The following is a 26,541-nucleotide window of genomic DNA, read 5'->3' on the forward strand; positions in this document are numbered from 1 at the left end:
TAGCGAAGGGACCCGAAGCGCAGCGTAGGGCCGTATGCAGGAGCAAGCGGTTTTGCCTACCTTTTCCCAAGAGAAAAGTAGGCCGCCGTAAGGGCGGAAGGGGCCAGCAGCGGCGCCACAGCGAATGGATAAGCTCGCAACCAACCCCACCCCAAGGCTCATAGTCCCCGAAATGTCGTGAAGAACCAAAAAAAAGCCCCGCAGCACAAGCTGCGGGGCTTTGTTCAGCAGGGCCTGAGGATCAGACCAGCGAATCACCGACGTGCAGGATCTTCATGCCGTTGGTGCCACCGATGGTGTGGTAGCTGTCGCCTTTGGTCAGGATCGCCCAGTCACCTGGTTCGACCGCGCCGCGCTGCAGCAGCTCGTCGACTGCCGCCTGGCTGACTTTCTCGGCCGGCAGGGCTGCCGGGTCGAACGCTACCGGGTACACACCACGGAACATCGCGGCGCGGGCCAGGGTGGCGCGGTGCGGCGAGAAGGCGTAGATCGGCACCGAAGAACGCAGGCGCGACATGATCAGCGGGGTGTAGCCACTTTCGGTGAGGGCGATGATCGCCTTGACGCCAGGGAAGTGGTTGGCAGTGTACATGGCCGCCAGGGCGATGCTTTCGTCGCAGCGCTCGAAGCGGGTGTGCAGACGGTGGCTGGACTTCTGGCTGGTCGGGTGCTTTTCCGCGCCCAGGCAGATGCGCGCCATGGCCTGTACGGCTTCGATCGGGTAGGCGCCAGCGGCACTTTCGGCCGACAGCATCACCGCGTCGGTGTTGTCCAGCACGGCGTTGGCCACGTCGGAGACTTCGGCACGGGTTGGCATCGGGTTCTGGATCATCGACTCCATCATCTGGGTCGCAACGATCACCGCCTTGTTGTTGCGGCGGGCGTGCTGGATGATCTTCTTCTGGATCGCGATCAGCTCGGCATCGCCAATTTCCACGCCCAGGTCGCCACGGGCAACCATGACCGCGTCACTGGCGGCGATCAGGCCGTCGAGGGTCTCGTCATCGGCGACCGCTTCGGCGCGCTCGATCTTGGCCACCAGCCAGGCGCTGCCGCCGGCTTCGTCGCGCAGGCGACGGGCGTATTCCATGTCGGAGGCATCGCGCGGGAAGGAAACGGCCAGGTAGTCCAGGTCCATTTCGGCTGCCAGCTTGATGTCGGCCTTGTCTTTTTCGGTCAGGGCCGGAGCAGTCAGGCCGCCGCCGCGACGGTTGATGCCTTTGTGGTCGGACAGCGGGCCGCCGATCAGTACTTCGCAGTGCAGGGCATCGGCAGTGGCGCTGGTTACGCGCATGACCACGCGGCCGTCGTCGAGCAGCAGTTCGTCACCGACGCCGCAGTCCTTGACCAGGTCCGGATAGTCGATGCCGACGATTTCCTGGGTGCCTTCGGTCAGCGGGTGGGCGGTGGAGAAGGTGAAGCGGTCACCGACCTTGAGTTCGATACGCTTGTTGCTGAACTTGGCGATACGGATCTTCGGCCCTTGCAGGTCGCCGAGCAGCGCTACGTGGCGGCCCAGGCGGGCGGCGATATCGCGGATCAGGCGCGCGCGAGCCTTGTGCTCGTCAGGCGTGCCGTGGGAGAAGTTCAGGCGAGCGACATCCAGGCCGGCAAGGATCAGTTGCTCGATCACTTCCGGCGAGTTGCTGGCGGGGCCAAGGGTGGCGACGATTTTGGTACGGCGGATGGTCATGCACAGACTCCTATAGTGAAGCGCAGCGAAAGGCTACTCCGGAAAATTGCTGTAGTCATTGTTCCTTTGCACTACCTGCCGGTTAGCGGGGGTGGCGTTTGAACGGCGGCAGGGCCCCGAGCGCGGCCCCTGTGGGAGCGGGCTGGCCCCGCGATGAGGCCCCTGCAGCCAGCAACGTCTACAGATTTTCCGCACAAAGCCGATACACTGCTCAATACAGGAGATCCCCATGCGAGCCTTGATCGTTTTAGCCTTGGCGACCAGCGTCGTCGGCTGCACCCGCTGGTCGATGGACCATCATTTGAACAACGCCTACCGCGCCTATGACCGGGGTAACTGCGAGCAGGCGATGCTGGAGCTGTCCCAGGTCGAGCGCACCAGCCGTGCCCGACCGTTCATCCAGCCGGAAGTGTCGCTGCTGCGTGGCCAGTGCCTGGAGCGGCAGAAGCTGTTCGTCGATGCGGCGCAGACCTACCAGTTCATCCTCCAGCGCTACCCGCAGAGCGAATACGCCTTCCGTGCCCGCGCGCGGCTGCAGACCCTCGAGCAACTGGGCCACTACCGCACTGGCGAAGCCGCGATTGCCCGGCCGGCAACGACCACGCCTTGGCGTTAATACTAAAGTCAGCAAGTCTGATTGTGACGTACGGGTCAGGGTGCGCTAATCTTGTTGCTGAGATGAATGAAAAACAGCAGCTCTAGCGCGGCCCTGCTAAAAGGGTCTTCGACAGCGATCCCGACCATGTTTGACGAGCGCCGCATCGAGCGTCACCAGCTCCCTTATTTTCTCAAAGTCTTCAACCGCTTCACCGACCAGCCCATCGGTTACCTGGGCAATGTGTCGGAAGACGGCCTGATGCTGATCAGCCAGTTGCCGATGCTGGTCGGCCCGGATTTCGAGTTGCAACTCAAAGTTCCGGGCCGCGATGGCGCCGTGCACCCGATCAACCTCACCGCCAGTTGCCTGTGGAGCCATGAAGACCAGACGCCCGGGCATTACGACTCGGGCTTCATGCTGTTGCAGGCACCACGTGACTACGAGCTGTTGGTGCGCGCCCTGCGCAACTATTTCAGCTTCCATCCGTTGAACGCCTCGGCCTGACACTGGCCCTGGCGGGCTGCTGGCCCTAGACTCTGGTCGATCTTCTGTTCAGGACGACCCCGTGAGCTCCAGCATTTTCTGGCACGACTACGAAACCACCGGCATCAACCCGCGCAACGACCGGCCTTTGCAGGTTGCCGGGGTGCGCACCGACCTCGAGCTCAACGAGATCGAGGCGCCGATCAACTTCTATTGCCAGCCCAGCGACGACATCCTGCCGCACCCCAAGGCTTGCCTGGTCACCGGCATCACCCCGCAGCAACTGGCCAGCCAGGGCTTGAGCGAAGCCGAGTTCATGACCCGGGTACACGCCGAACTGGCACGTCCGGGCACCTGTGGCGCCGGCTACAACAGCCTGCGCTTCGATGATGAAGTCACCCGTTACAGCCTGTATCGCAACTTCTTTGATCCTTACGCCCGCGAGTGGCAGGGCGGCAACAGCCGCTGGGACCTGATCGACATCGTCCGCAGCGCCTATGCTCTGCGCCCGGACGGGATTGAATGGCCGCAACAGGACGGGCGCACCAGTTTGCGCCTGGAGTTGCTCACCGCCGCCAACGGCATCGACCATGGTCAGGCACACGAAGCGTTGTCGGACGTGCGTGCGACAATTGCACTTGCGCGATTGATCCGACAGAAACAGCCCAAGCTCTATGACTGGTTGTTTCAACTGCGCAGCAAGCAGAAAGTCCTCGACCAGATTCGATTATTACAGCCGCTGGTGCATATTTCCGGTCGCTTTTCTGCGGCACGTAATTATCTGGGGGTGGTATTACCCCTGGCCTGGCATCCGCATAATCGCAATGCCTTGATCGTCTGTGACCTGCATCTGGATGCGCAGCCCTTGATCGATGAGGGTGCTGATTCACTGCGTCAGCGTTTATACACTCGTCGCGAGGAAATGCCTGACGGACAATTGCCGGTACCGCTGAAATTAATCCACATCAATCGCTGCCCGGTAGTCGCCCCCTTAAGTGTATTGCGTGGGGAAGATCAGCAGCGGCTGGAACTGGATATGTCTGTTTATCAGGCGCGCGCTGCCAGCCTGATTGCCACGGCAGGGCAATGGCAAGACAAATTGCCGGTAATCTACAGCGCCGAGGAGTTTGCCCCCAGCGAAGATCCGGAACAGCAGTTGTATGATGGCTTTCTTGGCGACCGTGATCGTCGGTTATGCGAGCAAGTGCGCAGTGTCGATCCGCAGCAGTTGGGGCAGGGCCAGTGGATGTTCGATGATGAACGTTTACCGGAACTGTTGTTTCGCTATCGTGCGCGTAATTTCAACGAAACCTTGAATGCCGAGGAGCGCCAGCGCTGGCAGACCTTTTGCCAGCAACGCCTGAGTGATCCGTTGATGGGGGCACCCAATACCGTCGGTGATTTCGAGCGGGCCTTGCAGGACTGTTGGGCAGAGGCTGATGCCCAGCAGCAGGCGCTGCTCGGTCAGTGGCGCAGCCATGTGCGGGCATTGAAGTTGCAATTGGGAATGTAAGCAATCGTTGAAAATAAAAAACGCCAGCTAAGCTGGCGTTTTTTTAGCGAGTAACACAAGGTTACCAGCGGGCCAATTAACCCAGCAGGGTTGCCCAGCCTTCAACCACATCGCCACCCCATTTGGCTTTCCATTCTTTCAGGGTTTTGTGGTTGCCGCCTTTGGTTTCGATGACTTCGCCGTTGTGCGGGTTTTTGTATTGCTTGACCTTGCGCGCACGCTTGGTGCCGGTGGTTTTTACTGCGCCGCGTGGGGCTTTGCTCAGTTTGGCTTCTGGATCCAGCAGCGCAATGATGTCACGCAGGGACTTCGAATATTCGCCCATCAGTGCGCGCAGTTTGCCTTCGAACTCAAGCTCGGTTTTCAGCTTGTCGTCTTGCGACAGGTTCTGCAAACGCGCCTGCAGTTCTTTGATGGCTTCTTCGGTGGCGCGATATTCGTTGATCAGGGACATGAGGCGTTCCTTGGAAATGAAGGTTTTCAGAGAGACAGTGCGGCAATAGTAATCAGACGTCCTCGCCAAGTAAACATTAAAACAGGCAATTAGCTCAATGAATTGTTAATCACGGCGATAGACTAGGTTAAGAAAAATTTACAAACTAATACGCTGCTTCAAAAGTTAACTTAAATCTGTGCCCGGTGCTGCGCCCGCGCCGGCCGGCTGCAGCGACGGCGGGTCAGTCGGCGGGCCGCAAGCAATGAGTACTGCAGTTTTGCCGGGCACTCGCTAGAATGTGCGCCTTTGCGATAGTTTCTGGAGTCCACTTCATGCGCACCTACCGGCTGGTGATTGCCTGCCCCGACCGCGTTGGCATTGTCGCCAAAGTCAGTAATTTCCTGGCGTCCTACAACGGCTGGATCAACGAAGCCAACCATCACTCCGATGAGCAGAGTGGCTGGTTCTTCATGCGTCACGAAATCCGCGCCGAGACCCTGCCGTTCGGCATCGAGGCGTTCCGCGAAGCCTTCGCACCGATCGCCGAAGAGTTCTCGATGGTCTGGCGTATCACCGATACCGACCAGAAGAAGCGTGTGGTGCTGATGGCCAGCCGTGAGTCCCATTGCCTGGCCGACCTGCTGCACCGCTGGCACGCCAAAGAGCTCGACTGTGACATTCCCTGCGTGATCTCCAACCATGACGACCTGCGCAGCATGGTCGAGTGGCACGGCATCCCGTTCTTCCATGTCCCGGTCGACCCGCAGGACAAACAACCGGCTTTTGCCGAGGTCTCGCGCCTGGTCAAGGCGCACAGTGCCGATGTCGTGGTGCTGGCGCGCTACATGCAGATCCTGCCGCCACAGCTGTGCCAGGAGTACGCTCAGCAGGTGATCAACATCCACCACAGCTTCCTGCCATCGTTCGTCGGCGCCAAGCCGTACCACCAGGCTTCGCTGCGTGGGGTCAAGCTGATCGGCGCTACCTGCCACTACGTCACCGAAGAACTCGATGCCGGCCCGATCATCGAGCAGGACGTGGTCCGCGTCAGTCATAGCGACAGCATCGAAGACATGGTCCGCTTCGGCCGTGATGTCGAGAAGATGGTCCTGGCCCGTGGCCTGCGCTACCACCTGGAAGACCGCGTGCTGGTGCACGGCAACAAGACCGTGGTGTTCAACTAAGCGTCAGTGCAGGAGGTTGCTCCATGGCCGATCCCCTCGACAAGGCAACCTCCAAGGCCCCGCCAACCCTCGGCGAGGGCTGCCTGAGCCGCTACGATCCGGATGCGCTGGACAGCGACGATGGCACCGATTTTCCGGGTGCCGCCGAGCTCTGGGAACAGCTCAAACCGGCTAGCGACGACCCCGCGCCTGACTGAGCCGCAAGCGCTCCAGCAGCGGCCGGCCCAACAGGCAGAGAAACACCGGGCCACCGGCGAGCAGATAGAAGTAATAGGTCACCAACCGCCAGATCAGGATTGCCGCCGCCGCCGTGGAGGTCCCCACCAACGGTGAAAGCAACGCGGCCGAGGTCATCTCGGCGGCCCCCGCGCCCCCCGGCAGCAGGCTGAACTGCCCCGCGCTGAGCGACAGCATCTGCACCAGAAAGCTCGGTATCCACTGCAAGTCGACGCCCAGCCCGCGCAGCGCCAGGTACAGCACGCTGTAACGTAACCCCCAATGCACGCAAGTCAGGGCAAACACCAGCGCCAGGGTGCGTTTGGGCAGGCGCCAGGTGTCGCCGAAGGCACGAAAGAAGTGCAGCAGCTTGCGCGTCCAGCGCCGGCGTCGCTGGGCGGGCACCTTGAGCCTGCGCAGCAGCCGGCCATTGAGGCGCAGCAGCGTGCGGCGGTAGCACATCAGCCCGAGCACAGCGCCGCAGGCTGTGAACAGCAACAGCGCACTGCCGAGCAGCATGCCTTCCAGGCTGCGGTTGAGGCTGTGGAACAGCGCGTAGCCGGCGATCCCCAGCATGGCGCAGAAAAAGAACAGCAAGTCGTTGAGCTGGTCGGCGGCGAACGCCGCGCTGCTGCGCGCAGGGCCAATGCGCTCGCGGGCCAGCAAGGCCATCAGGGCCAGCGGCCCGCCGCTGCCGCCCGGCGTGGTGCAAATGGCAAATTCAGTGGCCATGATCACCCCCAGGCTGCGCAAGCGCCCCAACGCCGCGCCCTGGCTGCCGAGCAGCAAACGCAGGCGGATGGCATTGATGATCCAGCACAGCACGATCATCGCGAACAGGCCAAGCAGCAACGGTGGAGCGAAGCCACGCAGACGCGGCACCAGTTCGCTGCCGCCCAGCAAGGTCGGCACCAGCACTGCCATGATCAACGCCAGGAGCAGCCAGAGCAGGCGGTTCACCGGCCGTGCCTGCTGGCCAGCCAGGCGGATTTGGTCATCGGCTCGCGGCCCTGGCGCAGCAGGCGTTTCAAGGTTTGTAGCCAGTAACGGCGGGACAAGCCATGGCGCATGTCCACCGGGTGCAGGCCCAGGCGTATGACCGGAGCATTGCTCAGGCGCGCTTCACGTACATCGCAGAGCACTTTCGACAGGCCGCGCCGCCAGCTGCTGCGGGCACTCCAGACCAGACCAGGCGCCGGGAGCGGGGTGAAGTCGGGTAGTCGGTAGAGGTGCTGTGGATCGCTGGTGTAACTCAATGGCAGGCTGCACAGTGCCTGGCGGGTGCCGTCGCTCATCAGCCAGGCCGGGGCGACGAAGCCTGACAGCGGCCAGGCATAACGCTGGAACAGCGCGATGCCGGCTTCCAGGCGCTCGCGGGCCTGGGCCTGGTCAAGGCTGTAGAACTCACCTTCCCGGGTGTAGATCCGGCGCATGAAGTAGTCCCGTGGCGAACGCGGCGGCGGGCTGTCATCAAGGTGAAAATAGCCATGCAGTGCCATCTCGTCGCCACGCTGCAGGCGCCGGTCGAGCATCAGGCGAAAGCCGGGCGCCTGCTCCAGGGCGTTGCGCTTGTGAAAGTCCGGCACCACCAGCCAGGTCATGGGGATCTCGCCCAGGGCATCCACCGCTTCGACAAAGGGCTGGTAGTCAGGCCAGGTTTGCGGCGCAACATCATGCAGCACCAGGAGCAGGCTTGGTCGATCGGTGTACTCAGGCATGGATGCGCACCGGCATCGGGTGGCCCAGCACTGCCCGGTAATGCTCCAGCAAGCCGTTGACCACGGTGTCCCAAGCGTAATATTGCTCGACATGGGCACGCGCCTGCAGGCCCATTTGCCGGGCACCGGCTTCGAACACCTCCCTGACCGTGCGGGCCATGGCCTGGCCATCGTTGGGTGTACACAGGCGGCCGCACTGGTCGTTGACGATTTCGCTGAAGGCCCCGGCGGCCACGGCAATGACCGGGATGGCGCTGGCCATGGCTTCGAGGATCACCAGGCCGAAGGTTTCCTGGTCGCCGGCGTGCAGCAAGGCATCGGCGCTGGCCAGCAGGCGGGCGACTTCGCTGGCCGGGCAGAAGTGATCGATGACACTGACATTGGCCGGCACATGGGTCGGCATATGCGAACCGACCAGCAGCAGATGATAGTGCTTGCCCAGGCGTTTCATGCAGTCGAGCAGCACCGGCAGGTTCTTCTCCCGCGAGCCGCGGCCGGCGAATACCAGCAGCCGCGTGGAATCGGCGATACCCAGTTGCTGGCGTAACGACAGGTCGCGGTACTGCGGGTTGAAGGTCGCCAGGTCGACGCCCAGGCGCTGCACATGAACATTATCGATACCCAGGCCGCGCAGCTTGTTGGCCATCACCTGGCTCGGCGCCAGGACCCGGTCGAAGTTGCCGTAGAGCTTGCTGACATAGGCCTCGACGTTTGGCGTGAACCAGTTGCCCATGCGGTTGCTGACCAGCAGCGGCAGGTCGGAGTGGTAGAAGCCGATCACCGGCACATCGAGCTGGCGGCGGGCATCCAGCGCCGCCCAGGCGGTCAGGTAAGGGTCGCCGACTTCGATCAGATCGGGCTGAAGATCCTGCAGGATATTGCGCCAGGGCGCCAGGCGCAGAGGAAAGCGGTAGCCGTTGCCAAATGGCAGGGCCGGTGCCGGCACCTTGTAGATGCCGTTGTCGTGGCTGGCGCTGGCGCCGGGGATCAACAGGCTGTGACGGACGCCTGGGGTAAGGCCCAGGCGGCGGTGTTTGGCATCAAGATAGGTACGCACGCCGCCACTGGCAGGGGCGTAGAACATGGTGATGTCAGCGATGTGCACGATCAGCATCCCTCCGAGATCGTCTCCAGAGTGTGTCGCCAGGCAGCTTTGCGCCGCTGGAGACACGCCCTAAGGTTGACCTCTATGAAGGATAGTTTGTTCGACTGGGTTCAGCAGCGGTCAGCTACAAGCTGCAAGCGGCAAGAAAAAGCAGAGCGCGCATGGCACTGCTTCTTCTTGCCGCTTCAAGCTTGCCGCTTGCAGCTCAAGTTCAGATACGGAAGCTGCCCACCAGTTGTTTCAGGCGGCTGGCCTGCTGCTCCAGGTCGGCGCAGGCGCGCAGGGTCGACTGCAGGTTCTCGACCCCTTCCTGGTTGAGCATGTTGATTTCATTGATGTCCATGTTGATCGAATCGACCACGGCCGTCTGTTCCTCGGTGGCGGTGGCCACCGACTGGTTCATGCCGTCGATCTCGCCGATGCGCAGGGTCACGCTGCCCAGGCGCTCGCCGGCCTGGTTGGCGATCTCGACGCTGTCTTGGCTGTGGCGCTGGCTCTGGCCCATGGTGTCGACCGACTCGCGGGCGCCGACCTGCAGCTCCTCGATCATGTTCTGCACCTGTTGCGCCGATTCCTGGGTGCGGTGCGCCAGGTTGCGTACTTCATCGGCGACCACGGCAAACCCACGCCCGGCTTCACCGGCCCGTGCCGCCTCGATAGCCGCGTTGAGCGCCAGCAGGTTGGTCTGTTGCGAGATGCTGGTGATCACTTCGAGAATCTGACCGATGTTCACGGTCTTGCTGTTGAGCGTCTCGATGTGGGCGCTGGAGGTGCAGATCAGGTCCGACAGGCGGTTCATCGCCTGGATGCTGCGATCGACCACTTGCTGGCCTTCTTCGGCCAGGTGGCGTGCCGAGCTTGCCTGTTGCGAGGCTTGCGCGGCGTTGTGGGCGATTTCCTGGGCGGCGGCACCCAACTGGTTGATCGCCGCTGCGACGCTGTTGGTGCGGTTGGACTGCTCGTCGGAGTTGACCATCGACGAGTTGGAGGCGCTGACCACCCGCAAGGCCACTTCGTTGACCTGTTCGGTGGCCGAGGACACTTCGCGGATCGAGCCATGAATACGCTCGACGAAGCGGTTGAAGGCGGTAGCGAGGATGCCGAATTCGTCGTGGTTGTGAATGGCCAGGCGTTTGGTCAGGTCGCCTTCACCTTCGGCGATGTCTTCCATGGCGCGGGTCATGGTGTGCAGCGGTTGCATCAGCACACGGATCAACAGGCCGAGCAGGGCAATGATGATGACTACCGCCACCAGGGTCGCAATCATCGCGGAGGTGCGGAACTCGCTCAGCATCGAGTAGGCCTCGTCCTTGTCTACCGACAGGCCGATGTACCAGTTGGCCGAAGGCAGGCCCTTGACCGGGGCGAAGCTGAGGATCCGGGTCTTGCCATCGAGCTGGACTTCGCTCGGTTCCTTGCTGATGCGCGGGGTGTTCTGCGGGAACAGGTCCGACAGCGACTTCATCACCAGGTTCTTGTCCGGGTGCACGAGGATCTTGCCCTGATCGTTGATCAGGAACGCATAGCCCATGCCGCCGAAGTTCAGCGAGTTGATGATTTCGGTCAGGCCGTCCAGGGCCAGGTCGCCACCGACCACGCCGACATTGCGCGCAGCGGTCGCCACTACCGAGATGACCATCTTGCCGGTGCTGACATCAATATACGGTTCGGTCAGGATCGGCCCGTTGGCCGCCATGCCGTCCTTGTACCAGGGGCGCACGCGTGGGTCGTAGCCGTCCGGCATCTTGGCTTGCGGGCGAATGGTGAACCCGCCGTTGACGTCACCCAGGTAAATCGTCAGGAAACTTGAGACCAATGCCTGTTGGCCGAGCAGGGTGCCGATCTTGTCAGCCTCGGGAAACGCGGCAATGTTCTGTGCAACGTTTTGTACCAGCAGAATACGACCGTCAAACAGGTTCTTGATATTGGTCGAAGTGGTTTCGCCCATTTCCTCAAGATAGTTTTCCAGATCCTCGCGAATGGCATTACGCTGCAAGAAATCGTTGTACAAAGTAAACAGGGTAAAGGCGATCATGACGATCAGCGAGGCGGCTAATAGGATCTTGTGGCTGAATCGGAGGCTTTTGTTCATAACGTGTCGGTCCGCTAAGGTCTTGTTGTCCGGGTCGTTCGCACAAAGAACAGCGTGAAAGCAGTGCAGGTCCCAATTCCTTGTCGGGCTATTCCTGTCTTCTGGTGGTCTGTCGCCATTTAATATCGGCCGTTTCCAGCCAAAGCTTTAAACAGAGGGTGAAAAAACATGCCTGACTCTTCGCAATTCGTGCTCGGTGCCGACCTTGCCGGGCAGCCTGTGGCCCAGGCCATGCGCCTGGCCAACCGCCACGGCCTGGTGGCCGGGGCCACCGGTACCGGCAAGACCGTGACCCTGCAACATATGGCTGAAGCCTTCAGTGACGCAGGCGTAGCGGTGTTTGCCGCCGACGTCAAAGGCGACTTGTGCGGCCTGGGCGCAGTGGGCAACCCGCAAGGCAAGGTGGCCGAGCGCATTGCCGGCATGCCCTGGCTGGGGCACCGGCCTCAGGCGTATCCGGTCAGCTTGTGGGACATTCACGGTCAGTCCGGTCATCCATTGCGTACCACCCTCAGTGAAATGGGCCCGTTGCTCTTGGGCAACCTGCTGGAACTGACCGACAGCCAGCAGGCGGCGCTGTATGCCGCGTTCAAGGTTGCCGACCGCGAAGGCCTGTTACTGCTGGACATCAAGGACCTCAAGGCACTGCTGGCACATTTGAAGGACAACCCGCAGCTACTCGGTGAAGACAGTGCGCTGATGACCACAGGTTCCAGCCAGGCCCTGTTGCGGCGCCTGGCAACCCTGGAGCAGCAGGGCGCCGAAGCGTTGTTCGGCGAGCCAGCCTTGCAGCTGGAAGACATCCTGCAACCGGATGCCGATGGCCGCGGGCGCATTCACCTGCTCGATGCCAGCCGCCTGGTGCATGAAGCGCCCAAGGTCTATGCGACCTTCCTGCTCTGGCTGCTGGCAGAGCTGTTCGAGCAATTGCCCGAGCGCGGCGATGCCGACAAACCGCTGCTGGCGTTGTTTTTCGATGAAGCGCACCTGCTGTTCAATGGTACGCCCAAGGCCCTGCAGGACCGTCTGGAGCAGGTGGTGCGGCTGATTCGTTCCAAGGGCGTAGGGGTGTACTTCGTCACCCAGTCGCCGAGCGATCTGCCCGATGATGTCCTGGCGCAGTTGGGCCTGCGGGTCCAGCATGGCCTGCGAGCGTTCACTGCCAAGGAGCAGAAGTCCCTCAAGGCCGTGGCCGATGGCTTCCGTCCTAATCCACAATTCGACACCCTGAGTGTGCTGACCGAGCTGGGCATCGGTGAGGCGCTGGTCGGAACCCTGCAGGAAAAGGGCACGCCGGGTATGGTCCAGCGTGTGCTGATCGCACCGCCGCAGTCGCGTATCGGGCCGCTGAGCGCTGCTGAGCGGGCGGCGCTGATTGCCGCGTCGCCACTGGCCGGGCGCTATGACAAACCGGTGGACCGTGAGTCTGCCTATGAAATGCTCAACGCCCGCAAAGGCGGCGCGGCCGAGCCTGAACAAGCGCCGGCAGCGGCTGAGGAGAGCTTTGCCGACAAGGCCGGTGAGTTCCTCCAGAGCGCGGCGGGGCAGGCGATCAAGTCGGCGGTACGCCAGGCGGCCAACCAGTTCGGGCGCCAACTGGTGCGTGGCCTGATGGGCTCGTTGCTCGGGGGCAGCAAGCGTCGCTGATTTTGCCAGGTATAAAAAAGGCGCCCTTGGGGCGCCTTTTTTTGTGCGGCTGTCTTAGCCGATGGCTTTGGTCGCCAGCCAGAACAATCCAGCCGCCAGGCCCATCGAGGCTGGCAGGGTCAGGACCCAGGCCAGCAGGATGGTCTTGACGGTGCCGCTTTGCAGGCCGCTCTTGTTCGCCACCATGGTCCCGGCTACACCCGACGACAACACGTGGGTGGTCGAAACCGGCAGGCTGAAGATGTTGGCCATGCCGATGGCGCAGGCTGCGGTGATCTGTGCCGACATGCCCTGGGCGTAGGTCATGCCCTGCTTGCCGATCTTCTCGCCGATGGTCAGCACCACGCGCTTCCAGCCCACCATGGTACCCAGGCCCAGGGCCAGGGCGACCGCGAGGATGACCCAGAACGGGGCATATTCGGTGGTGGCGGTCAGGTCTTTACGCAGTTTTTCCAGGTCGGCCTTCTCGCGCGCTTGCAGGCCCGGCAACTTGCCGACCTTCTTCGCGGTGTCGTCCAGGCAGAGCAGGTAGCGACGGACTTCGACGCGTTTTTCCGCCGACAGCGAGTGGTAGTCGGCTACGCCGTTGAGCGATTGCTGCAGGGCCTTGATGGTCGGCTCGGTCTGCTGCGGGTTGCAGCTGAACTGCTCCGGCAGGTCGCCATCTTTGGCTTTGCCCAGGGCCAGGAATTCACCCAGGGTCGCTTCGTTGCGCTGGTAGAACTGGCTCAGGTGCAGGGTGGCGTCGCGGGTCCGCTCGATCTGGTAGGTGGTGCTGTTCAGGTCGAGAACGAACTGGGCCGGGACGATACCGATCAGCACCAGCATGATCAGGCCGATACCCTTCTGGCCGTCGTTGGAGCCGTGCACGAAGCTGACGCCCATGGCCGAAATGACCAGCACCAGGCGGTTCCAGAACGGTGGGTGTTTCTTGTCGTCAAGCTTGCGGCGCTGTTCCGGGGTCTTGTGCATCTTCGACAGCGGGCGCCACCATTTAAGGCCGATCAGCACCAGGGCCGCCACGGCAAAGCCGGCCATGGGCGACAGTACCAGGGACATGGCGATGTCGATTGCCTTCTGCCAGTTGACCCCGTCACCCAACGGAATGTCGTTGAGCAGGGCGTTGGCCAGGCCCACGCCGAGGATCGAGCCGATCAGCGTGTGCGAGCTGGACGCCGGGATCCCGAAGTACCAGGTGCCCAGGTTCCAGGTGATGGCGGCGGCCAATAGAGAGAAGACCATCGCCAGGCCGTGGCCGGTGTTCACATTGATCAGCAGTTCGACCGGCAGCAGGTGAACGATGGCATACGCCACGCCGACACCGCCCAATAGAACGCCGAGGAAGTTGAACACGCCGGAGAAGAACACGGCCAGGTGCGGCGGCATGGCTTTGGTATAGATGACTGTAGCTACCGCGTTAGCGGTGTCATGAAAGCCATTGATGAACTCGAAGGCGAGTACGAAGGTCAGAGCGAGCAGCAAGCTCACCAGTACCCAGGCATCAAGTCCGCTGAATAAATCGATCATGAAGGAATTCTGACCCGGTCATAAGGGGGCGCGATTATGCCAGAAATCCCCGGTAATCGATGCCCCTGCTGCTGACCGCTCGACGACTTTTCTACCCCCGTGCCTGACCCGTTGAGTCGGCGATGCTTCGCTTAACGTCGGCTAAAATTCTAAAAAATCGAGAAAAATTAGATATTTGAGAGCGTTCTGTTCTATCAGAAAGAAATCAAACGGCCGTATGAAATTTGTGAAATTCCGTTACGGCATGCGCATGCAAGCGCAAAAATCCGCTGCATTACGTTCAGGTAAAAGCGCCTCGGCACGCCGTTGAACGGCATGTTCCAGTCGCCTGCAACTGCGGCTCAGGGCGCCTGGTCCTTGAGTTCTTTCTCGATTTTTTCCAGCTCCTGAGCAAAGGCCTGGTCAAGCACGCTTGCGCGTTTTCGCCAGGGTTTGCGTTCCGGATCGGGTTGCGCGGCATAAGTGGTCACTTCACCGCCATAGACATCCTTGTAACGTTGTTCCTGGCGCTCTAGTTCCGCGCGCAGTTCATCTTTGGTCACAGTACTACCTGTAGAGTGGATATAAACCCTGGCGATTACGTGGGCAAATAGTGCGCGGGGCGCAACATGCACACGGCTACGCTGCCAGGGCGGCATAACTGTCGCAGCAACAGTAGGTTGTGATGATGCAAGCGAATGTGAACAACGGCTATTCACGTGAGTGGCACTTGCAACAATCCCGTTGTGTCTGCCTGGGCAGACGCGGATTGGATCCGCACTATCCCTGCCCGAGGGCAGGGATACGAAGTTTTATTATAGCAAGCAGATGGTCTGACAGTAGCACGCTCTAGGGTTGATAAGAGCACCCGCTTTGTTACCACGTTATGAATGTAGTCAGACGGGCGAGTATTAAATCCGAGCCGAGGGCAAAGAAAAAGTTCGCCGGCTACAAAGCCCCGCATTGTACGGAGGAAGAAAAACGGCCTCGCTTCGTGGGCAAGGCCGTGCCTGGGACTTCTACGGTGGGTACCTGACCAGTCTCTCCAAGAAGCCACATGGTGGCGGTAGAAAGGTATAAGCAATTGAGGGTAGCGGTCAATTGCGATTATCGGTCGATGGTTCGATAATCGCCCTAGTGACCGTGTTGCCGAGGCTAGCCATGACAGAAGAAACCACGCCCAAAGGGCCAGGATTGAACGACAACGTGCGTAGCTCGTTTGCGTCACTGGCGCCGCCCATCGTCGCCTCGCCGGCCAAGCGTATCCAGGCCTTCACCGGCGACCCCGACTTCATGACCTCACTGGCCCGGGGCCTGGCGGTGGTGCAGGCCTTCCAGGAGCGCAAGCGTCACCTGACCATCGCGCAGATCAGCCATCGCACGGAAATTCCCCGGGCAGCGGTGCGCCGTTGCCTGCATACCTTGATCAAGCTGGGCTACGCCACTACCGACGGGCGCACTTATTCGTTGCTGCCCAAGGTGCTGACCCTGGGCCATGCCTATCTGTCGTCGACGCCTCTGGCGGTGTCGGCGCAGCCGTATCTGGACCGCATGAGCGATCAGTTGCATGAGGCCTGCAACATGGCCACCCTGGAAGGCGACGACATTCTCTACATCGCCCGTTCCGCCACCGTGCAGCGCTTGATTTCGGTCGACCTGTCGGTTGGCGGGCGGCTGCCGGCCTATTGCACCTCCATGGGCCGCATCCTGCTGGCGGCGCTGGACGACGCGACCCTGCACGAATACCTGGAGCATGCCGACCTGCAGGCCAAGACCAGCCGCACCATTCACGACCCGGTGGCACTGCTCGAATGCCTGCAACTGGTTCGCCAGCAAGGCTGGTGTGTGGTCGATCAGGAGCTCGAGCAAGGCTTGCGCTCGATCGCCGTGCCGGTCTATGACGCCTCCGGCCAGGTGCTGGCGGCGCTCAACGTCAGCACCCATGCCGCGCGGGTCAGTCGCACCGAGCTTGAGCAGCGCTTTCTGCCGATCATGCTCGCCGCCAGCCGCGACCTCAGCGCGCAACTGTTCGCCTGAACGTTCCTGTTCGATAAACGCACAGAGATGCGTTTATCGAATTGCGCCGCGCCCGCCTGCTTATTAATGTCCCTCGCAGCGGTCAGCCTGCCTTGACCGCCCATAATAATGAGTGAGAGGCAAACGCCCCATGACCGACTTCCTGTCCCCGCACGGCTTGCACCTGTCCTACGCTGGACTGCGCGGCAGCTGATCCAGTTTTCCGAACCTGTTCCTGTTCGCCTGTGCCGTTCATGCGCGCACCTGCACACTCGCGCGCTTCTTCTGGATAAAAATAATGAATAGTCCTCAAGCTGCTGTCGGAAACTGCCTTGATGTGCAGTCCTTTATCAATAGCCAACCGTTGTCACGCTACCAGTGGCGGGTGGTGATCCTGTGCTTCCTGATTGTCTTCCTCGACGGCCTCGACACCGCCGCCATGGGGTTTATCGCCCCGGCCCTGTCCCAGGATTGGGGCATCGACCGGGCCAGCCTGGGGCCGGTGATGAGTGCCGCGCTGATCGGCATGGTCTTCGGGGCGCTGGGTTCCGGGCCGCTGGCCGACCGCTTCGGGCGCAAGGTGGTACTGGTGGGGGCAGTGGTGTTGTTTGGCGCCTTCAGCCTGGCTTCGGCCTACAGCAGCAACGTTGACCAGTTGCTGGTGCTGCGCTTTCTGACCGGGTTGGGCCTGGGTGCGGGCATGCCCAATGCCACGACCCTGCTGTCCGAGTACACCCCGGAGCGGCACAAGTCGCTGCTGGTAACCAGCATGTTCTGCGGCTTCAACCTGGGCATGGCCGGTGGTGGCTTCATTTCCGCCAAGCTGATCCCGGCGTTCGGCTGGCACAGCCTGCTGCTGATCGGCGGCCTGCTGCCGTTGGTGCTGGCCGTCGTGCTGGTGTTCTGGCTGCCGGAGTCGGCGCGCTACCTGGTGGTCCGCAACCGTGGCACCGACAAGGTGCGCAAGACCCTCGCCCCGATTGAGCCGGGCATCGTCGGCCAGGCGTCGAGCTTCAGCGTGCCGGAGCAGAAGACGGTAAAAGCCCGCAACGTGTTTGCAGTGATCTTCTCCGGTACCTACAGCACCGGCACCCTGCTGCTGTGGCTGACCTATTTCATGGGCCTGGTGATCGTCTACCTGCTGACGAGCTGGCTGCCAACGCTGATGCGTGACAGTGGCGCGAGCATGGAGCAGGCCGCCTTTATCGGTGCGCTGTTCCAGTTTGGTGGTGTGCTCAGTGCCGTGGGCGTGGGCTGGGCCATGGACCGCTACAACCCGCACAAAGTTATCGGCACCTTCTATCTGCTGGCCGGGGTGTTTGCCTACGCGGTAGGGCAGAGCCTGGGCAACATCACCGTACTGGCGACCCTGGTGCTGGTTGCCGGTATGTGCGTCAACGGTGCGCAATCGGCGATGCCGTCGCTGGCGGCGCGTTTCTACCCCACTCAGGGGCGCGCCACCGGTGTGTCGTGGATGCTCGGTATCGGCCGCTTCGGCGCGATCCTTGGGGCGTGGATGGGTGCGACGCTGCTGGGCCTGGGCTGGAACTTCGAGCAGGTGCTGACCGCACTGGTGATCCCGGCGGCGCTGGCCACCACGGCGGTGATCATCAAGGGCATGGTCAGCCATGCTGATGCCACCTGATATCGGCTCCCACAAGGGTTCTTAGCAAGATAACAATCGGTTCGATAATCGAACGGTTAGTCGATTATCGGATTGAACCGCCCCCAAGCCCACCTTAATCTGAACCCACACCCGGCGCCGCCCAAGGCGTCTTGAAACCGACCCCGACTCAGCATATCCAGGAGTCTGCAATGGCTGAAATCCTCTCGCTCCACGACGCCGTGAAGCAGTTCGTCAACGACGGTGACAGCGTCGCCCTCGAAGGCTTCACCCACTTGATTCCGACTGCCGCTGGGCATGAAATCATTCGTCAGGGCAAGAAAGATCTGACCCTGGTACGCATGACACCTGACCTGATCTACGACCAGCTGATCGGTGCCGGTTGCGCCCGCAAGCTGATCTTCTCCTGGGGCGGCAACCCGGGTGTCGGCTCCCTCCATCGCTTGCGCGACGCTGTTGAAAAGCAGTGGCCGCAGGCGATGGAAATCGAAGAACACAGCCACGCAGACCTGGCCAACGCCTACGTTGCCGGCGCCTCCGGCCTGCCGTTCGCGGTGCTGCGTGCCTACGCCGGTTCCGACCTGCCGAAGGTCAACCCGCTGATCAAGAGCGTCACTTGCCCGTTCACCGGCGAAGTGCTCGCCGCCGTGCCTTCGGTGCGCCCGGACGTCACCGTGATCCACGCGCAAAAGGCTGACCGCAAGGGCAATGTGCTGCTCTGGGGCATCCTCGGCGTGCAGAAGGAGGCGGCACTGGCAGCCAAGCGCTGCATCGTCACGGTCGAAGAGATCGTCGATGACCTCCAGGCACCGATGAACGCCTGCGTGCTGCCGACCTGGGCGCTGTCTGCGGTGTGCCTGGTGCCGGGGGGCGCGCATCCATCCTACGCCCATGGTTACTACGAGCGTGACAACCGCTTCTACCAGGCTTGGGACCCGATTGCCCGCAACCGCGAAAGCTTCACGGCCTGGATCGACCAGTACATTCGCGGCACCGCCGACTTCACTGAATTCAAGGCAAAACTGGCCAGCGCTGCGGAGGCTGCACAATGAGCTACTCCACCAATGAAATGATGACCGTTGCCGCAGCCCGTCGCCTGCGCAATGGCGCGGTATGTTTCGTCGGCATCGGCCTGCCGTCCAAGGCCGCCAACCTGGCGCGCCTGACCTCGTCGCCCGATGTGGTGCTGATCTACGAATCCGGCCCGATCGGTGCCAAGCCGAGCGTGCTGCCGCTGTCGATCGGTGACGGCGAGCTGGCCGAAACCGCCGATACCGTGGTGCCGACCGGTGAGATCTTTCGCTACTGGCTGCAGGGCGGGCGCATCGACGTGGGCTTCCTCGGCGCTGCCCAGGTCGACCGTTTCGGCAACATCAACACCACCGTGGTCGGTGACTACCACCAGCCGAAAGTGCGCCTGCCCGGTGCCGGTGGCGCGCCGGAGATCGCCGGTTCCGCCAAGCAGGTGCTGATCATCCTCAAGCAATCGAACCGCGCATTTGTCGACAAGCTCGACTTCATCACTTCGGTCGGCCATGGTGAAGGCGGCGATTCGCGCAAGCGCCTGGGCCTGCCGGGTGAAGGGCCGGTCGGGATCATCACCGACCTGTGCATCATGGAGCCCGAAGCCGGCACCCATGAGTTCGTCGTGACCTCGATCCACCCGGGCGTGACCCGCGAACAGATCGTTGCCGCCACCGGCTGGGCCATCCGCTTTGCCGACGACGTGCAGATCACCGCCGAGCCGAGCGCAGTCGAGCTCAACGCCCTGCGTGACCTCGAAGCGCGCACCGCCACCGCCCACGGCCAAGCGCCAGGAGAAGCCTGATGCGTGACGTATTTATCTGCGACGCCATTCGCACCCCGATTGGCCGCTTCGGCGGCGCCCTGGCCGGCGTGCGCGCCGATGACCTGGCGGCGGTGCCGCTCAAGGCGCTGATCGAACGCAACCCGCAGGTGCAGTGGGCGCAGCTCGATGAAGTGTTCCTCGGTTGCGCCAACCAGGCCGGTGAAGACAACCGCAACGTCGCGCGCATGGCGCTGCTGCTGGCGGGTTTGCCAGAAAGCGTGCCCGGGGTGACCCTCAACCGCCTCTGCGCCTCGGGCATGGACGCGGTGGGCACGGCCTTTCGCGCCATCGCCAGCGGTGAAATGGAACTGGCGATCGCCGGTGGCGTCGAGTCGATGTCCCGTGCCCCGTTCGTCATGGGCAAGGCCGACAGCGCCTACTCGCGCACCATGAAGCTGGAAGACACCACCATCGGCTGGCGCTTCATCAACCCGTTGATGAAGGCCCAGTACGGTGTCGATGCCATGCCACAGACTGCCGACAATGTTGCCGACGATTATCAGGTGTCGCGCGCCGATCAGGACGCCTTCGCCCTGCGCAGCCAGCAGCGTACCGCAGCGGCCCAGGCTGCGGGCTTCTTCGCCGAAGAGATCGTGCCGGTACGCATCGCGCATAAGAAGGGCGAAACCGTGGTCGAGCAGGATGAACATCCGCGTGCCGACACCACCCTCGAAGCCCTGGCCCGGCTCAAGCCGGTCAATGGCCCGGACAAGACCGTCACCGCCGGCAACGCCTCAGGGGTCAACGACGGCGCCGCAGCGCTGATCCTGGCCTCGGCCGAGGCCGTGAAAAAGCATGGCCTGACCCCGCGGGCACGGGTGCTGGGCATGGCCAGTGCCGGCGTTGCACCACGGGTCATGGGCATCGGCCCGGTACCGGCGGTGCGCAAACTGACCGAACGCCTGGGGGTGGCAGTGGCTGATTTCGATGTCATCGAACTCAACGAAGCCTTTGCCAGCCAGGGCCTGGCCGTGCTGCGCGAACTCGGCCTGGCCGACGATGCACCGCAGGTCAACCCCAACGGTGGCGCCATTGCCCTCGGTCATCCGCTGGGCATGAGCGGCGCGCGTTTGATCCTCACCGCCTTGCACCAACTGGAAAAATCCGGCGGGCGCAAAGGCCTGGCGACCATGTGTGTCGGCGTCGGCCAGGGCCTGGCCCTGGCCATCGAGCGGGTGTAAAGCAATGATCCCGAGCCGCCGGCCTCCACGCAAGGTTGGCGGCCTGGGGTGATTGTTCTGTGGATCGTGGATGTTACTGGGTGTATCTAGACTCTCTGTAGTTCCAAGAGAAAGTAGCCATGACTTCAGCCTATTTGAAACAACGACCGGGCAATCAGCTGTTCGATGCCTATTTCACCGCGCCAGCCATGCGCGAGATCTTCTGCGACCGTGGCCGGGTGCAGGGCATGCTCGATTTCGAAGCGGCCCTGGCCCGTGCCGAAGCGGCCGCCGGGGTCATCCCTCAGGTGGCCGTGGCAGCGATCGAAACCGCCTGCCATGCCGAGCGCTACGACTTTGCCGCGCTGGCCGAAGCCATTGCCGTGGCCGGCAACTCGGCCATTCCGCTGGTCAAAGCGCTGGGCAAGGTGATTGCCAGTGGCGTGCCGGAGGCCGAGCGTTATGTGCACCTGGGTGCCACCAGCCAGGATGCCATGGACACCGGCCTGGTGCTGCAACTGCGGGCGGCGCTGGCGTTGATCGAAACGGATCTGGCGCGTCTGGCCGATGCCCTGGCTCGCCAAGCCCTGACCTACGCTGAGACGCCCTTGGCCGGTCGCACCTGGCTGCAACATGCCACGCCGGTCACCTTGGGCATGAAGATCGCAGGCTGGCTGGGCGCATTGAGCCGCCACCGCGAGCGCCTGCAGGAGCTCAAGCCACGCTTGCTGACCCTGCAGTTTGGCGGCGCCTCCGGCACCCTGGCGGCGTTGGGCGACAAGGCGCTGCCGGTGGCTCAAGCCTTGGCCGCAGAGCTGAAGCTGACGCTGCCCGAGCAACCCTGGCACACCCAGCGCGACCGCCTGGTGGAGTTCGCTTCGGTGCTCGGCATGATTGCCGGCAGCCTTGGCAAACTGGGCCGCGATGTCAGCCTGCTGATGCAGACCGAGGCAGCCGAGGTGTTCGAGCCTTCGGCGCCAGGCAAAGGCGGTTCTTCGACCATGCCGCACAAGCGCAACCCGGTCGGTGCCGCCGTGTTGATCGGCGCTGCCACCCGCGTGCCTGGCCTGCTGGCCACGCTGTTTGCCGCCATGCCCCAGGAGCACGAGCGCAGCCTCGGCCTGTGGCATGCCGAATGGGAAACCCTGCCGGAAATCTGCTGCCTGGTCTCCGGTGCGCTGCGTCAGGCCCAGGTCATCGCCGATGGCCTGGAAGTGGACGCCGAGCGCATGCGTCGCAACCTCGACCTGACCCAGGGGCTGGTCCTGGCCGAAGCTGTCAGTGTGGTGCTGGCCCAACGCCTGGGCCGTGACCGCGCCCACCATTTGCTGGAAACCTGCTGCCAGCGTGCCGTAGCCGAACAGCGCCAGCTGCGCGCCGTGCTTGGCGACGAGCCGCAGGTCAGCGCCGAACTTTCGCCCGACGAACTCGATCGTCTGCTCGATCCAGCCCACTACCTTGGCCAGGCCCGAGCCTGGGTCGAGCGAGCGCTGGCTGAACATCACCGCATCAATGCCTGAAGGAGGCTGCAGTGGCACAGGTACAACTCGCCGATGGCGTACTCAATTATCAATTTGAAGGCCCGGAACACCTGCCGGTGCTGGTGCTGTCCAACTCCCTGGGCACCGACCTGCACATGTGGGACACCCAGGTACCGGCCCTGACCGCGCATTTTCGCGTGCTGCGCTATGACACCCGCGGCCATGGTGGCTCGCTGGTCACCCAGGGGCCGTACAGCATCGAGCAACTGGGGCAGGATGTGCTGGCCCTGCTCGATGCCTTGCACATTGAACAGGCGCATTTCTGCGGCCTGTCCATGGGCGGGCTGATCGGCCAGTGGCTGGGGATCAATGCCGGTCACCGGCTCAAGCGCCTGATCGTCTGCAACACTGCGGCCAAGATCGGCACGCCGCAAATCTGGAACCCGCGCATCGAGATGGTCCTGCGTGATCAACAAGCGGCGATGGTTGGCCTGCGTGATGCGTCGATCGAGCGCTGGTTCACCCCAGGCTATGCCGCGGGCAACCCCGAGCAGGCCAAGCGGATTACCGATATGCTCGCCGCCACTTCGCCTGAGGGCTATGCGGCTAACTGCGGGGCAGTGCGCGATGCTGATTTCCGTGATCAGTTGGGCGAGATCAAGGTGCCGCTGCTGGTGATTTCCGGCACTCACGATGCGGTCACGCCGCCGTCGGGCGGGCGCTTCATCCAGGAGAACGTGGCGGGCGCCGAATACGCCGAGTTCCATGCCGCACACCTGTCCAACGTTGAAGTCGGTGCGCCGTTCAGCCGCCGGGTGATCGATTTTCTGCTGGCCCGAGAGGAATGACCGTGGACGAGAAACAACGTTATGAGGCCGGCATGCAGGTGCGCCGCGCGGTGCTTGGCGACGCCCATGTCGACCGCAGCCTGAACAACCTGACCGAGTTCAATAGCGAGTTCCAGGAAATGATCACCCGCCACGCCTGGGGTGATATCTGGACCCGCCCGGGCCTGCCCCGGCATACCCGCAGCCTGATCACCATCGCCATGCTGATCGGCATGAACCGCAACGAGGAGCTGAAACTGCACCTGCGCGCGGCGGCCAACAATGGCGTGACCCGTGAAGAGATCAAGGAAGTGCTGATGCAGAGCGCGATCTACTGCGGCATCCCGGCGGCCAATGCGACCTTCCACCTGGCCGAGTCGGTGTGGGATGAGTTGGGGGTTGAGTCGCGGGGCTGACCTTCAGGGCTTCATCGCTGGCAAGCCAGGTATTGCAACCACCAAACCTGTGGGAGCTGGCCTTGCCAGCGATGGGCTGCAAAGCAGCCCCAATCAGACCGCCGCCTTCTTCTGCCGAACCGCCACCGGCCCGACATTGTCCTCGATCGCCTTCTTAAGCTCCGTACGCAGCCCCAGCAAGAACCCCAGCTCCGCCACCACGAACAACGGCCCGATGATCAAGCCCATCAGGTCATCGACAAACGCCGGCTTGCGCCCTTCATAGTGGTGGCCGACAAACTGGATCACCCAGCCGATCACGAACAGTGCCAGCCCCGTACTCAGCCACAGCAGGGTGCTGTGCACCGCCAACGCCTGCCCGGCCCACAGGCACAAACCGAGCAATACCGCCATCAGCAGGCCCAGGCGTTGATCCAGGCGCAGGTAGAACCCGCTGCTAACCAGCGCTACCAGCAACGCCGGCGACACCCAGACACCACCCAGGTCGACCCCCGGTCGTGACAGCAAAACGGTCACTGCCATGACAATCAGCGGAATACCGATAAAGTGGGTGACGATGTTGCGCGGGTCGCGGTGGTAGGCGGCGTATTGACTCAGGTGTTCGACCAGGTTTTTCATTGTTGTTCCTCCTGTAGGTGGCTTGAGCATGTCCTACAGATTTCCGCCTGTCTGTCGCCTAGCCGACAGAGTTCACCTTCGAGGCGCTATGCGCGAAACCCTGCTGCAAGGTCATTGGTTCCAGGCATTGCCTCCCCGCTTTCAGGATAGCCTGTTGGCGCTGGCCCGGCAGCGCGAGCTCGCGGCCGGGCAATACCTGTTCCAGCGCGGTGATGCGCCGTGCGGGCTGTATGCGCTGCTCGACGGGGCGATGCGCGTGGGTGCGGTGGCTACCGATGGCAAGGAGGCGCTGTTGACCCTGATCGAAGCGCCGCACTGGTTCGGCGAGATCAGCCTGTTCGACGGCCAGCCGCGTACCCACGACGCCCAGGCGCTAGGGCCGACCCGGCTGTTATGGATACCCCAGGCGCCGTTACTCAACCTGCTCGAACAACAACCACGGCACTGGCGCGATGTGGCCTTGCTGATGAGCCATAAACTGCGCGTGGTGTTTGTCGCCCTCGAGCAGCAGAGCCTGTTGGCCGCCGCGCCAAGGGTGGCCCATCGGCTGCTGCAGATCGCTGCCGGTTATGGCGAGTTGCGGGGCAGCCGGCGCGTGCTGCAACTGTCCCAGGAGCAGTTGGCGCTGATGCTCTCGCTGTCGCGCCAGACCACCAACCAGATCCTCAAGTCGCTGCAGCAGGAGGGCGCCTTGCGCCTGGGCTATGGCGAGATCGAAATCCTCGACCTCGCACGCCTGCAGGTGCTGGCTAGTCCGGCTGGAACGGTGACTGACTGAGGATCACCCCGGTCTCCTCGACATACTTCTGCCATTCGCCGAGCAGCGCCGCTAGTTTCGCTGGTTGTGCCGTGGACAGGTCGTTGATTTCGCCCGGGTCGCTGGCCAGGTCGTAGAGCTGCCAGGTGGCCGGGCCGACCGGGCCGGGGATGTACACGGCTTTCCAGTGGCCCTGGCGAATCGCCCGGCGGCCGAACAGCTCCCAGCCGGTGACGGTGTTTTCGTCGTGTACCTGCTCGGTCTCGCCCGACAGGTAACCCAGCCAGGACTTACCGCGCAGCGGCGCCACGTCACGGCCGCGCCAACGCTTGCCGGGGTGGCGCACGCCGGCAAGATCAAGCAGGGTCGGGGTGATATCCATCACCGTGCTGAACTGATGGCTGATCTGGCCCTGGCGCGCCAGCGCCGGGTAATGCACCAGCGCCGGCACGCGAATCCCGCCCTCGCTGGTGAAGGCCTTGTACAGTCGCGACGGTGCGGTGGCCGCCTGCGCCCAGTGCGGGCCGTACCAGACGTAGGAGTTGGCCCGGCCGATGTTCTCCAGGCTGTTGTCATAGTGCTGGTCGAGGTAGCTGGCCAGTTGCGGGCCGAACTTGGGGAAGGCTTCGAGCAGCGCGCCTTCGGCGCCGTTATCGGACATGAACAGCACCAGGGTGTTGTCGAGCAGGCCCTGGTTGCGCAGGTAGTCCAGCACCCGGCCGATGTTCCAGTCCATGCGCTCGACCATCGCTGCGTACACCTCCATCGCCCGCGCCGAACGCTGGCGTTGCTCATCGCTGAGACTGTGCCAGTGGTTGTCCACCGGGTGGGCCTGGGTATCGGCGCCGATCAGGCCCAGCTGGCGCAGTTTTTCCAGGCGCTCCTGGCGCAGCACTTCGGGGCCGGCGTCGTAGCGGCCCTGGTAGCGCGCCACCACCTCGGCAGGCGCCTGCAACGGCCAGTGCGGCGCCGAGAAGGGCAGGTAGGCGAAGAATGGCCGGCTCTGGTCGCGCTCCTTCAGGTACTGCAGCAGCTTGTCGCCGAAGGCATCGGAGGAATAGAAATCCTTGGGCAGTTCTTCGATAAAGGTCTGGTCTTCGATGTACAGCGCCGGCGTCGACTTGAGCAGGCCGGGGGTGTGTTCGTCGTAGGTTGGCTCAAAGCCATAGTGGTTGGCAGCGCCGGGCAGCAGGGCGAAGGAACGTTCGAAGCCGCGGGCCTGGGGCGCCAGCTCGGCGGTCAGGCCCAGGTGCCATTTGCCGCTCATCAGGGTCTGGTAACCGGCATCGCGCAACAGCTCTGGCAAGGCCACCACGCGGTCGTTGAGGTAGCCTTCGTAGCCCGGCTTGCCGATCAGCTCCGGGGTCAGCGCTTCGGCCATGGTGCCGATGCCGGCGATATGGTGGTCGGTACCGGTGAGCAGCATCGAGCGGGTCGGCGAGCAGGTCGGTGCGGTATGAAAATCGGTCAGGCGCAGGCCGGCAGTGGCCAGCGTGTCGAGGTTCGGCGTGGCGATTTCACCGCCGAAGGCGCCGAGGTCGGAGAAACCCAGGTCGTCGGCAACGATGACCAGAAAGTTGGGGCGTTGGCTCATGGTCGGTT

25 protein-coding genes are annotated in these 26,541 nt (G+C 62.8%); 15 read left to right on the plus strand and 10 right to left on the minus strand.

All coding sequences use genetic code 11. The annotated features are described in order from the left end of the window. Window positions 1-241 precede the first annotated feature (241 nt). Entirely contained in the window at window positions 242-1,693 is a 1,452-nt protein-coding gene (gene pyk / locus NLX68_RS15310) for a pyruvate kinase (protein ID WP_254284662.1), read from the minus strand. A gap of 229 nt (window positions 1,694-1,922) precedes the next feature. On the opposite strand from pyk, the gene NLX68_RS15315 reads away from it, so the two are divergent. From NLX68_RS15315 to sbcB, 3 genes are all read left to right on the plus strand, one after another. Beyond that, window positions 1,923-2,309 carry a tol-pal system YbgF family protein gene (locus tag NLX68_RS15315; protein ID WP_010220859.1) on the plus strand — a complete coding sequence of 129 codons (387 nt, stop codon included), beginning with the start codon at window positions 1,923-1,925 and terminating at the stop codon, window positions 2,307-2,309. Window positions 2,310-2,435: 126 nt separating this feature from the next. Then, a complete protein-coding gene (locus NLX68_RS15320; RefSeq protein WP_010220860.1) occupies window positions 2,436-2,795 on the plus strand; it encodes a PilZ domain-containing protein in 360 nt (119 codons plus the stop codon). Window positions 2,796-2,856: 61 nt separating this feature from the next. Further along, window positions 2,857-4,287, plus strand: coding sequence for an exodeoxyribonuclease I (gene sbcB, locus NLX68_RS15325; RefSeq protein WP_254284663.1), 1,431 nt, complete (start codon window positions 2,857-2,859; stop codon window positions 4,285-4,287). A gap of 76 nt (window positions 4,288-4,363) precedes the next feature. Here the strand turns inward: sbcB and mvaT are convergent, their stop codons facing one another. Next, on the minus strand, window positions 4,364-4,741 hold the full coding sequence (gene mvaT / locus NLX68_RS15330) for a histone-like nucleoid-structuring protein MvaT (protein ID WP_010220862.1): 378 nt from the start codon (window positions 4,739-4,741) through the stop codon (window positions 4,364-4,366). Window positions 4,742-5,055: 314 nt separating this feature from the next. Here mvaT and purU point away from each other — a divergent pair, with 314 nt between their 5' ends. Together purU and NLX68_RS15340 are read left to right on the plus strand one after the other, a co-directional pair. Then, window positions 5,056-5,907, plus strand: coding sequence for a formyltetrahydrofolate deformylase (purU, locus tag NLX68_RS15335; RefSeq protein ID WP_254284664.1), 852 nt, complete (start codon window positions 5,056-5,058; stop codon window positions 5,905-5,907). A 23-nt stretch (window positions 5,908-5,930) separates the two neighbouring features. Beyond that, window positions 5,931-6,104, plus strand: coding sequence for a hypothetical protein (locus NLX68_RS15340; RefSeq protein ID WP_254284665.1), 174 nt, complete (start codon window positions 5,931-5,933; stop codon window positions 6,102-6,104). Here NLX68_RS15340 and NLX68_RS15345 read toward each other — a convergent pair. From NLX68_RS15345 to NLX68_RS15360, 4 genes are all read right to left on the minus strand, one after another. Next, window positions 6,079-7,083, minus strand: coding sequence for a lysylphosphatidylglycerol synthase transmembrane domain-containing protein (locus tag NLX68_RS15345; RefSeq protein ID WP_254284666.1), 1,005 nt, complete (start codon window positions 7,081-7,083; stop codon window positions 6,079-6,081). The two genes, NLX68_RS15340 and NLX68_RS15345, sit on opposite strands and share 26 nt — an antisense overlap. Beyond that, a complete protein-coding gene (locus NLX68_RS15350; RefSeq protein ID WP_254284667.1) occupies window positions 7,080-7,841 on the minus strand; it encodes a DUF2334 domain-containing protein in 762 nt (253 codons plus the stop codon). Before NLX68_RS15350 ends, NLX68_RS15345 begins: the two co-directional genes overlap by 4 nt. Continuing rightward, window positions 7,834-8,955: a glycosyltransferase family 1 protein gene (locus NLX68_RS15355; RefSeq protein WP_254284668.1), complete on the minus strand. Its 1,122-nt coding sequence runs from the start codon at window positions 8,953-8,955 to the stop codon at window positions 7,834-7,836. The genes NLX68_RS15350 and NLX68_RS15355 overlap by 8 nt, the downstream gene beginning before the upstream one ends. Window positions 8,956-9,157: 202 nt before the next feature. Next, window positions 9,158-11,038 carry a methyl-accepting chemotaxis protein gene (locus NLX68_RS15360; protein WP_254284669.1) on the minus strand — a complete coding sequence of 627 codons (1,881 nt, stop codon included), beginning with the start codon at window positions 11,036-11,038 and terminating at the stop codon, window positions 9,158-9,160. Between the two features lie 168 nt (window positions 11,039-11,206). Here NLX68_RS15360 and NLX68_RS15365 point away from each other — a divergent pair, with 168 nt between their 5' ends. Continuing rightward, window positions 11,207-12,685: a helicase HerA-like domain-containing protein gene (locus tag NLX68_RS15365; RefSeq protein WP_254284670.1), complete on the plus strand. Its 1,479-nt coding sequence runs from the start codon at window positions 11,207-11,209 to the stop codon at window positions 12,683-12,685. Window positions 12,686-12,739: 54 nt separating this feature from the next. Here NLX68_RS15365 and NLX68_RS15370 read toward each other — a convergent pair whose 3' ends face one another. Both NLX68_RS15370 and NLX68_RS15375 read right to left on the minus strand, forming a co-directional pair. Further along, on the minus strand, window positions 12,740-14,212 hold the full coding sequence (locus NLX68_RS15370) for an inorganic phosphate transporter (protein WP_010220872.1): 1,473 nt from the start codon (window positions 14,210-14,212) through the stop codon (window positions 12,740-12,742). 341 nt (window positions 14,213-14,553) lie between these two features. Next, complete coding sequence (locus tag NLX68_RS15375; RefSeq protein WP_010220873.1) at window positions 14,554-14,754, minus strand: hypothetical protein; 201 nt, start codon at window positions 14,752-14,754, stop codon at window positions 14,554-14,556. A gap of 598 nt (window positions 14,755-15,352) precedes the next feature. Between NLX68_RS15375 and pcaR the strand changes: the two genes are divergently transcribed. The 8 genes from pcaR to pcaC all read left to right on the plus strand — a co-directional run bounded on the left by pcaR (window position 15,353) and on the right by pcaC (window position 23,564). After that, window positions 15,353-16,228, plus strand: coding sequence for a pca regulon transcriptional regulator PcaR (pcaR, locus tag NLX68_RS15380; protein WP_254284671.1), 876 nt, complete (start codon window positions 15,353-15,355; stop codon window positions 16,226-16,228). A gap of 277 nt (window positions 16,229-16,505) precedes the next feature. Next, a complete protein-coding gene (locus NLX68_RS15385; RefSeq protein WP_254284672.1) occupies window positions 16,506-17,852 on the plus strand; it encodes an MFS transporter in 1,347 nt (448 codons plus the stop codon). A 170-nt stretch (window positions 17,853-18,022) separates the two neighbouring features. Then, window positions 18,023-18,883: a CoA transferase subunit A gene (locus tag NLX68_RS15390; protein WP_254284673.1), complete on the plus strand. Its 861-nt coding sequence runs from the start codon at window positions 18,023-18,025 to the stop codon at window positions 18,881-18,883. Next, window positions 18,880-19,659 carry a CoA-transferase subunit beta gene (locus tag NLX68_RS15395; RefSeq protein WP_254284674.1) on the plus strand — a complete coding sequence of 260 codons (780 nt, stop codon included), beginning with the start codon at window positions 18,880-18,882 and terminating at the stop codon, window positions 19,657-19,659. The genes NLX68_RS15390 and NLX68_RS15395 overlap by 4 nt, the downstream gene beginning before the upstream one ends. Then, window positions 19,656-20,861 (plus strand): 3-oxoadipyl-CoA thiolase, encoded by a 1,206-nt coding sequence (pcaF, locus tag NLX68_RS15400; protein ID WP_254284831.1) that lies wholly within the window; start codon window positions 19,656-19,658, stop codon window positions 20,859-20,861. Before NLX68_RS15395 ends, pcaF begins: the two co-directional genes overlap by 4 nt. A 134-nt stretch (window positions 20,862-20,995) precedes the next feature. Continuing rightward, a complete protein-coding gene (locus NLX68_RS15405) occupies window positions 20,996-22,360 on the plus strand; it encodes a 3-carboxy-cis,cis-muconate cycloisomerase (protein WP_254284832.1) in 1,365 nt (454 codons plus the stop codon). Window positions 22,361-22,371: 11 nt separating this feature from the next. Further along, window positions 22,372-23,169, plus strand: a complete 798-nt coding sequence (pcaD, locus tag NLX68_RS15410) for a 3-oxoadipate enol-lactonase (protein ID WP_254284675.1) — start codon at window positions 22,372-22,374, stop codon at window positions 23,167-23,169. A 2-nt stretch (window positions 23,170-23,171) separates the two neighbouring features. Continuing rightward, window positions 23,172-23,564 carry a 4-carboxymuconolactone decarboxylase gene (gene pcaC / locus NLX68_RS15415; protein ID WP_254284676.1) on the plus strand — a complete coding sequence of 131 codons (393 nt, stop codon included), beginning with the start codon at window positions 23,172-23,174 and terminating at the stop codon, window positions 23,562-23,564. A 93-nt stretch (window positions 23,565-23,657) separates the two neighbouring features. On the opposite strand, the gene NLX68_RS15420 is transcribed toward pcaC, so the two are convergent. Continuing rightward, window positions 23,658-24,182, minus strand: coding sequence for a DUF962 domain-containing protein (locus tag NLX68_RS15420; protein WP_254284677.1), 525 nt, complete (start codon window positions 24,180-24,182; stop codon window positions 23,658-23,660). An 88-nt stretch (window positions 24,183-24,270) separates the two neighbouring features. On the opposite strand from NLX68_RS15420, the gene NLX68_RS15425 reads away from it, so the two are divergent. Then, a complete protein-coding gene (locus NLX68_RS15425; RefSeq protein WP_036996732.1) occupies window positions 24,271-24,960 on the plus strand; it encodes a Crp/Fnr family transcriptional regulator in 690 nt (229 codons plus the stop codon). On the opposite strand, the gene NLX68_RS15430 is transcribed toward NLX68_RS15425, so the two are convergent. After that, window positions 24,932-26,533: an arylsulfatase gene (locus NLX68_RS15430; RefSeq protein WP_254284678.1), complete on the minus strand. Its 1,602-nt coding sequence runs from the start codon at window positions 26,531-26,533 to the stop codon at window positions 24,932-24,934. The two genes, NLX68_RS15425 and NLX68_RS15430, sit on opposite strands and share 29 nt — an antisense overlap. Window positions 26,534-26,541: the final 8 nt, after the last annotated feature.

It is taken from the genome of Pseudomonas sp. SBB6 (assembly GCF_024213215.1).
In the GTDB taxonomy this organism is placed as follows: domain Bacteria; phylum Pseudomonadota; class Gammaproteobacteria; order Pseudomonadales; family Pseudomonadaceae; genus Aquipseudomonas; species Aquipseudomonas donghuensis.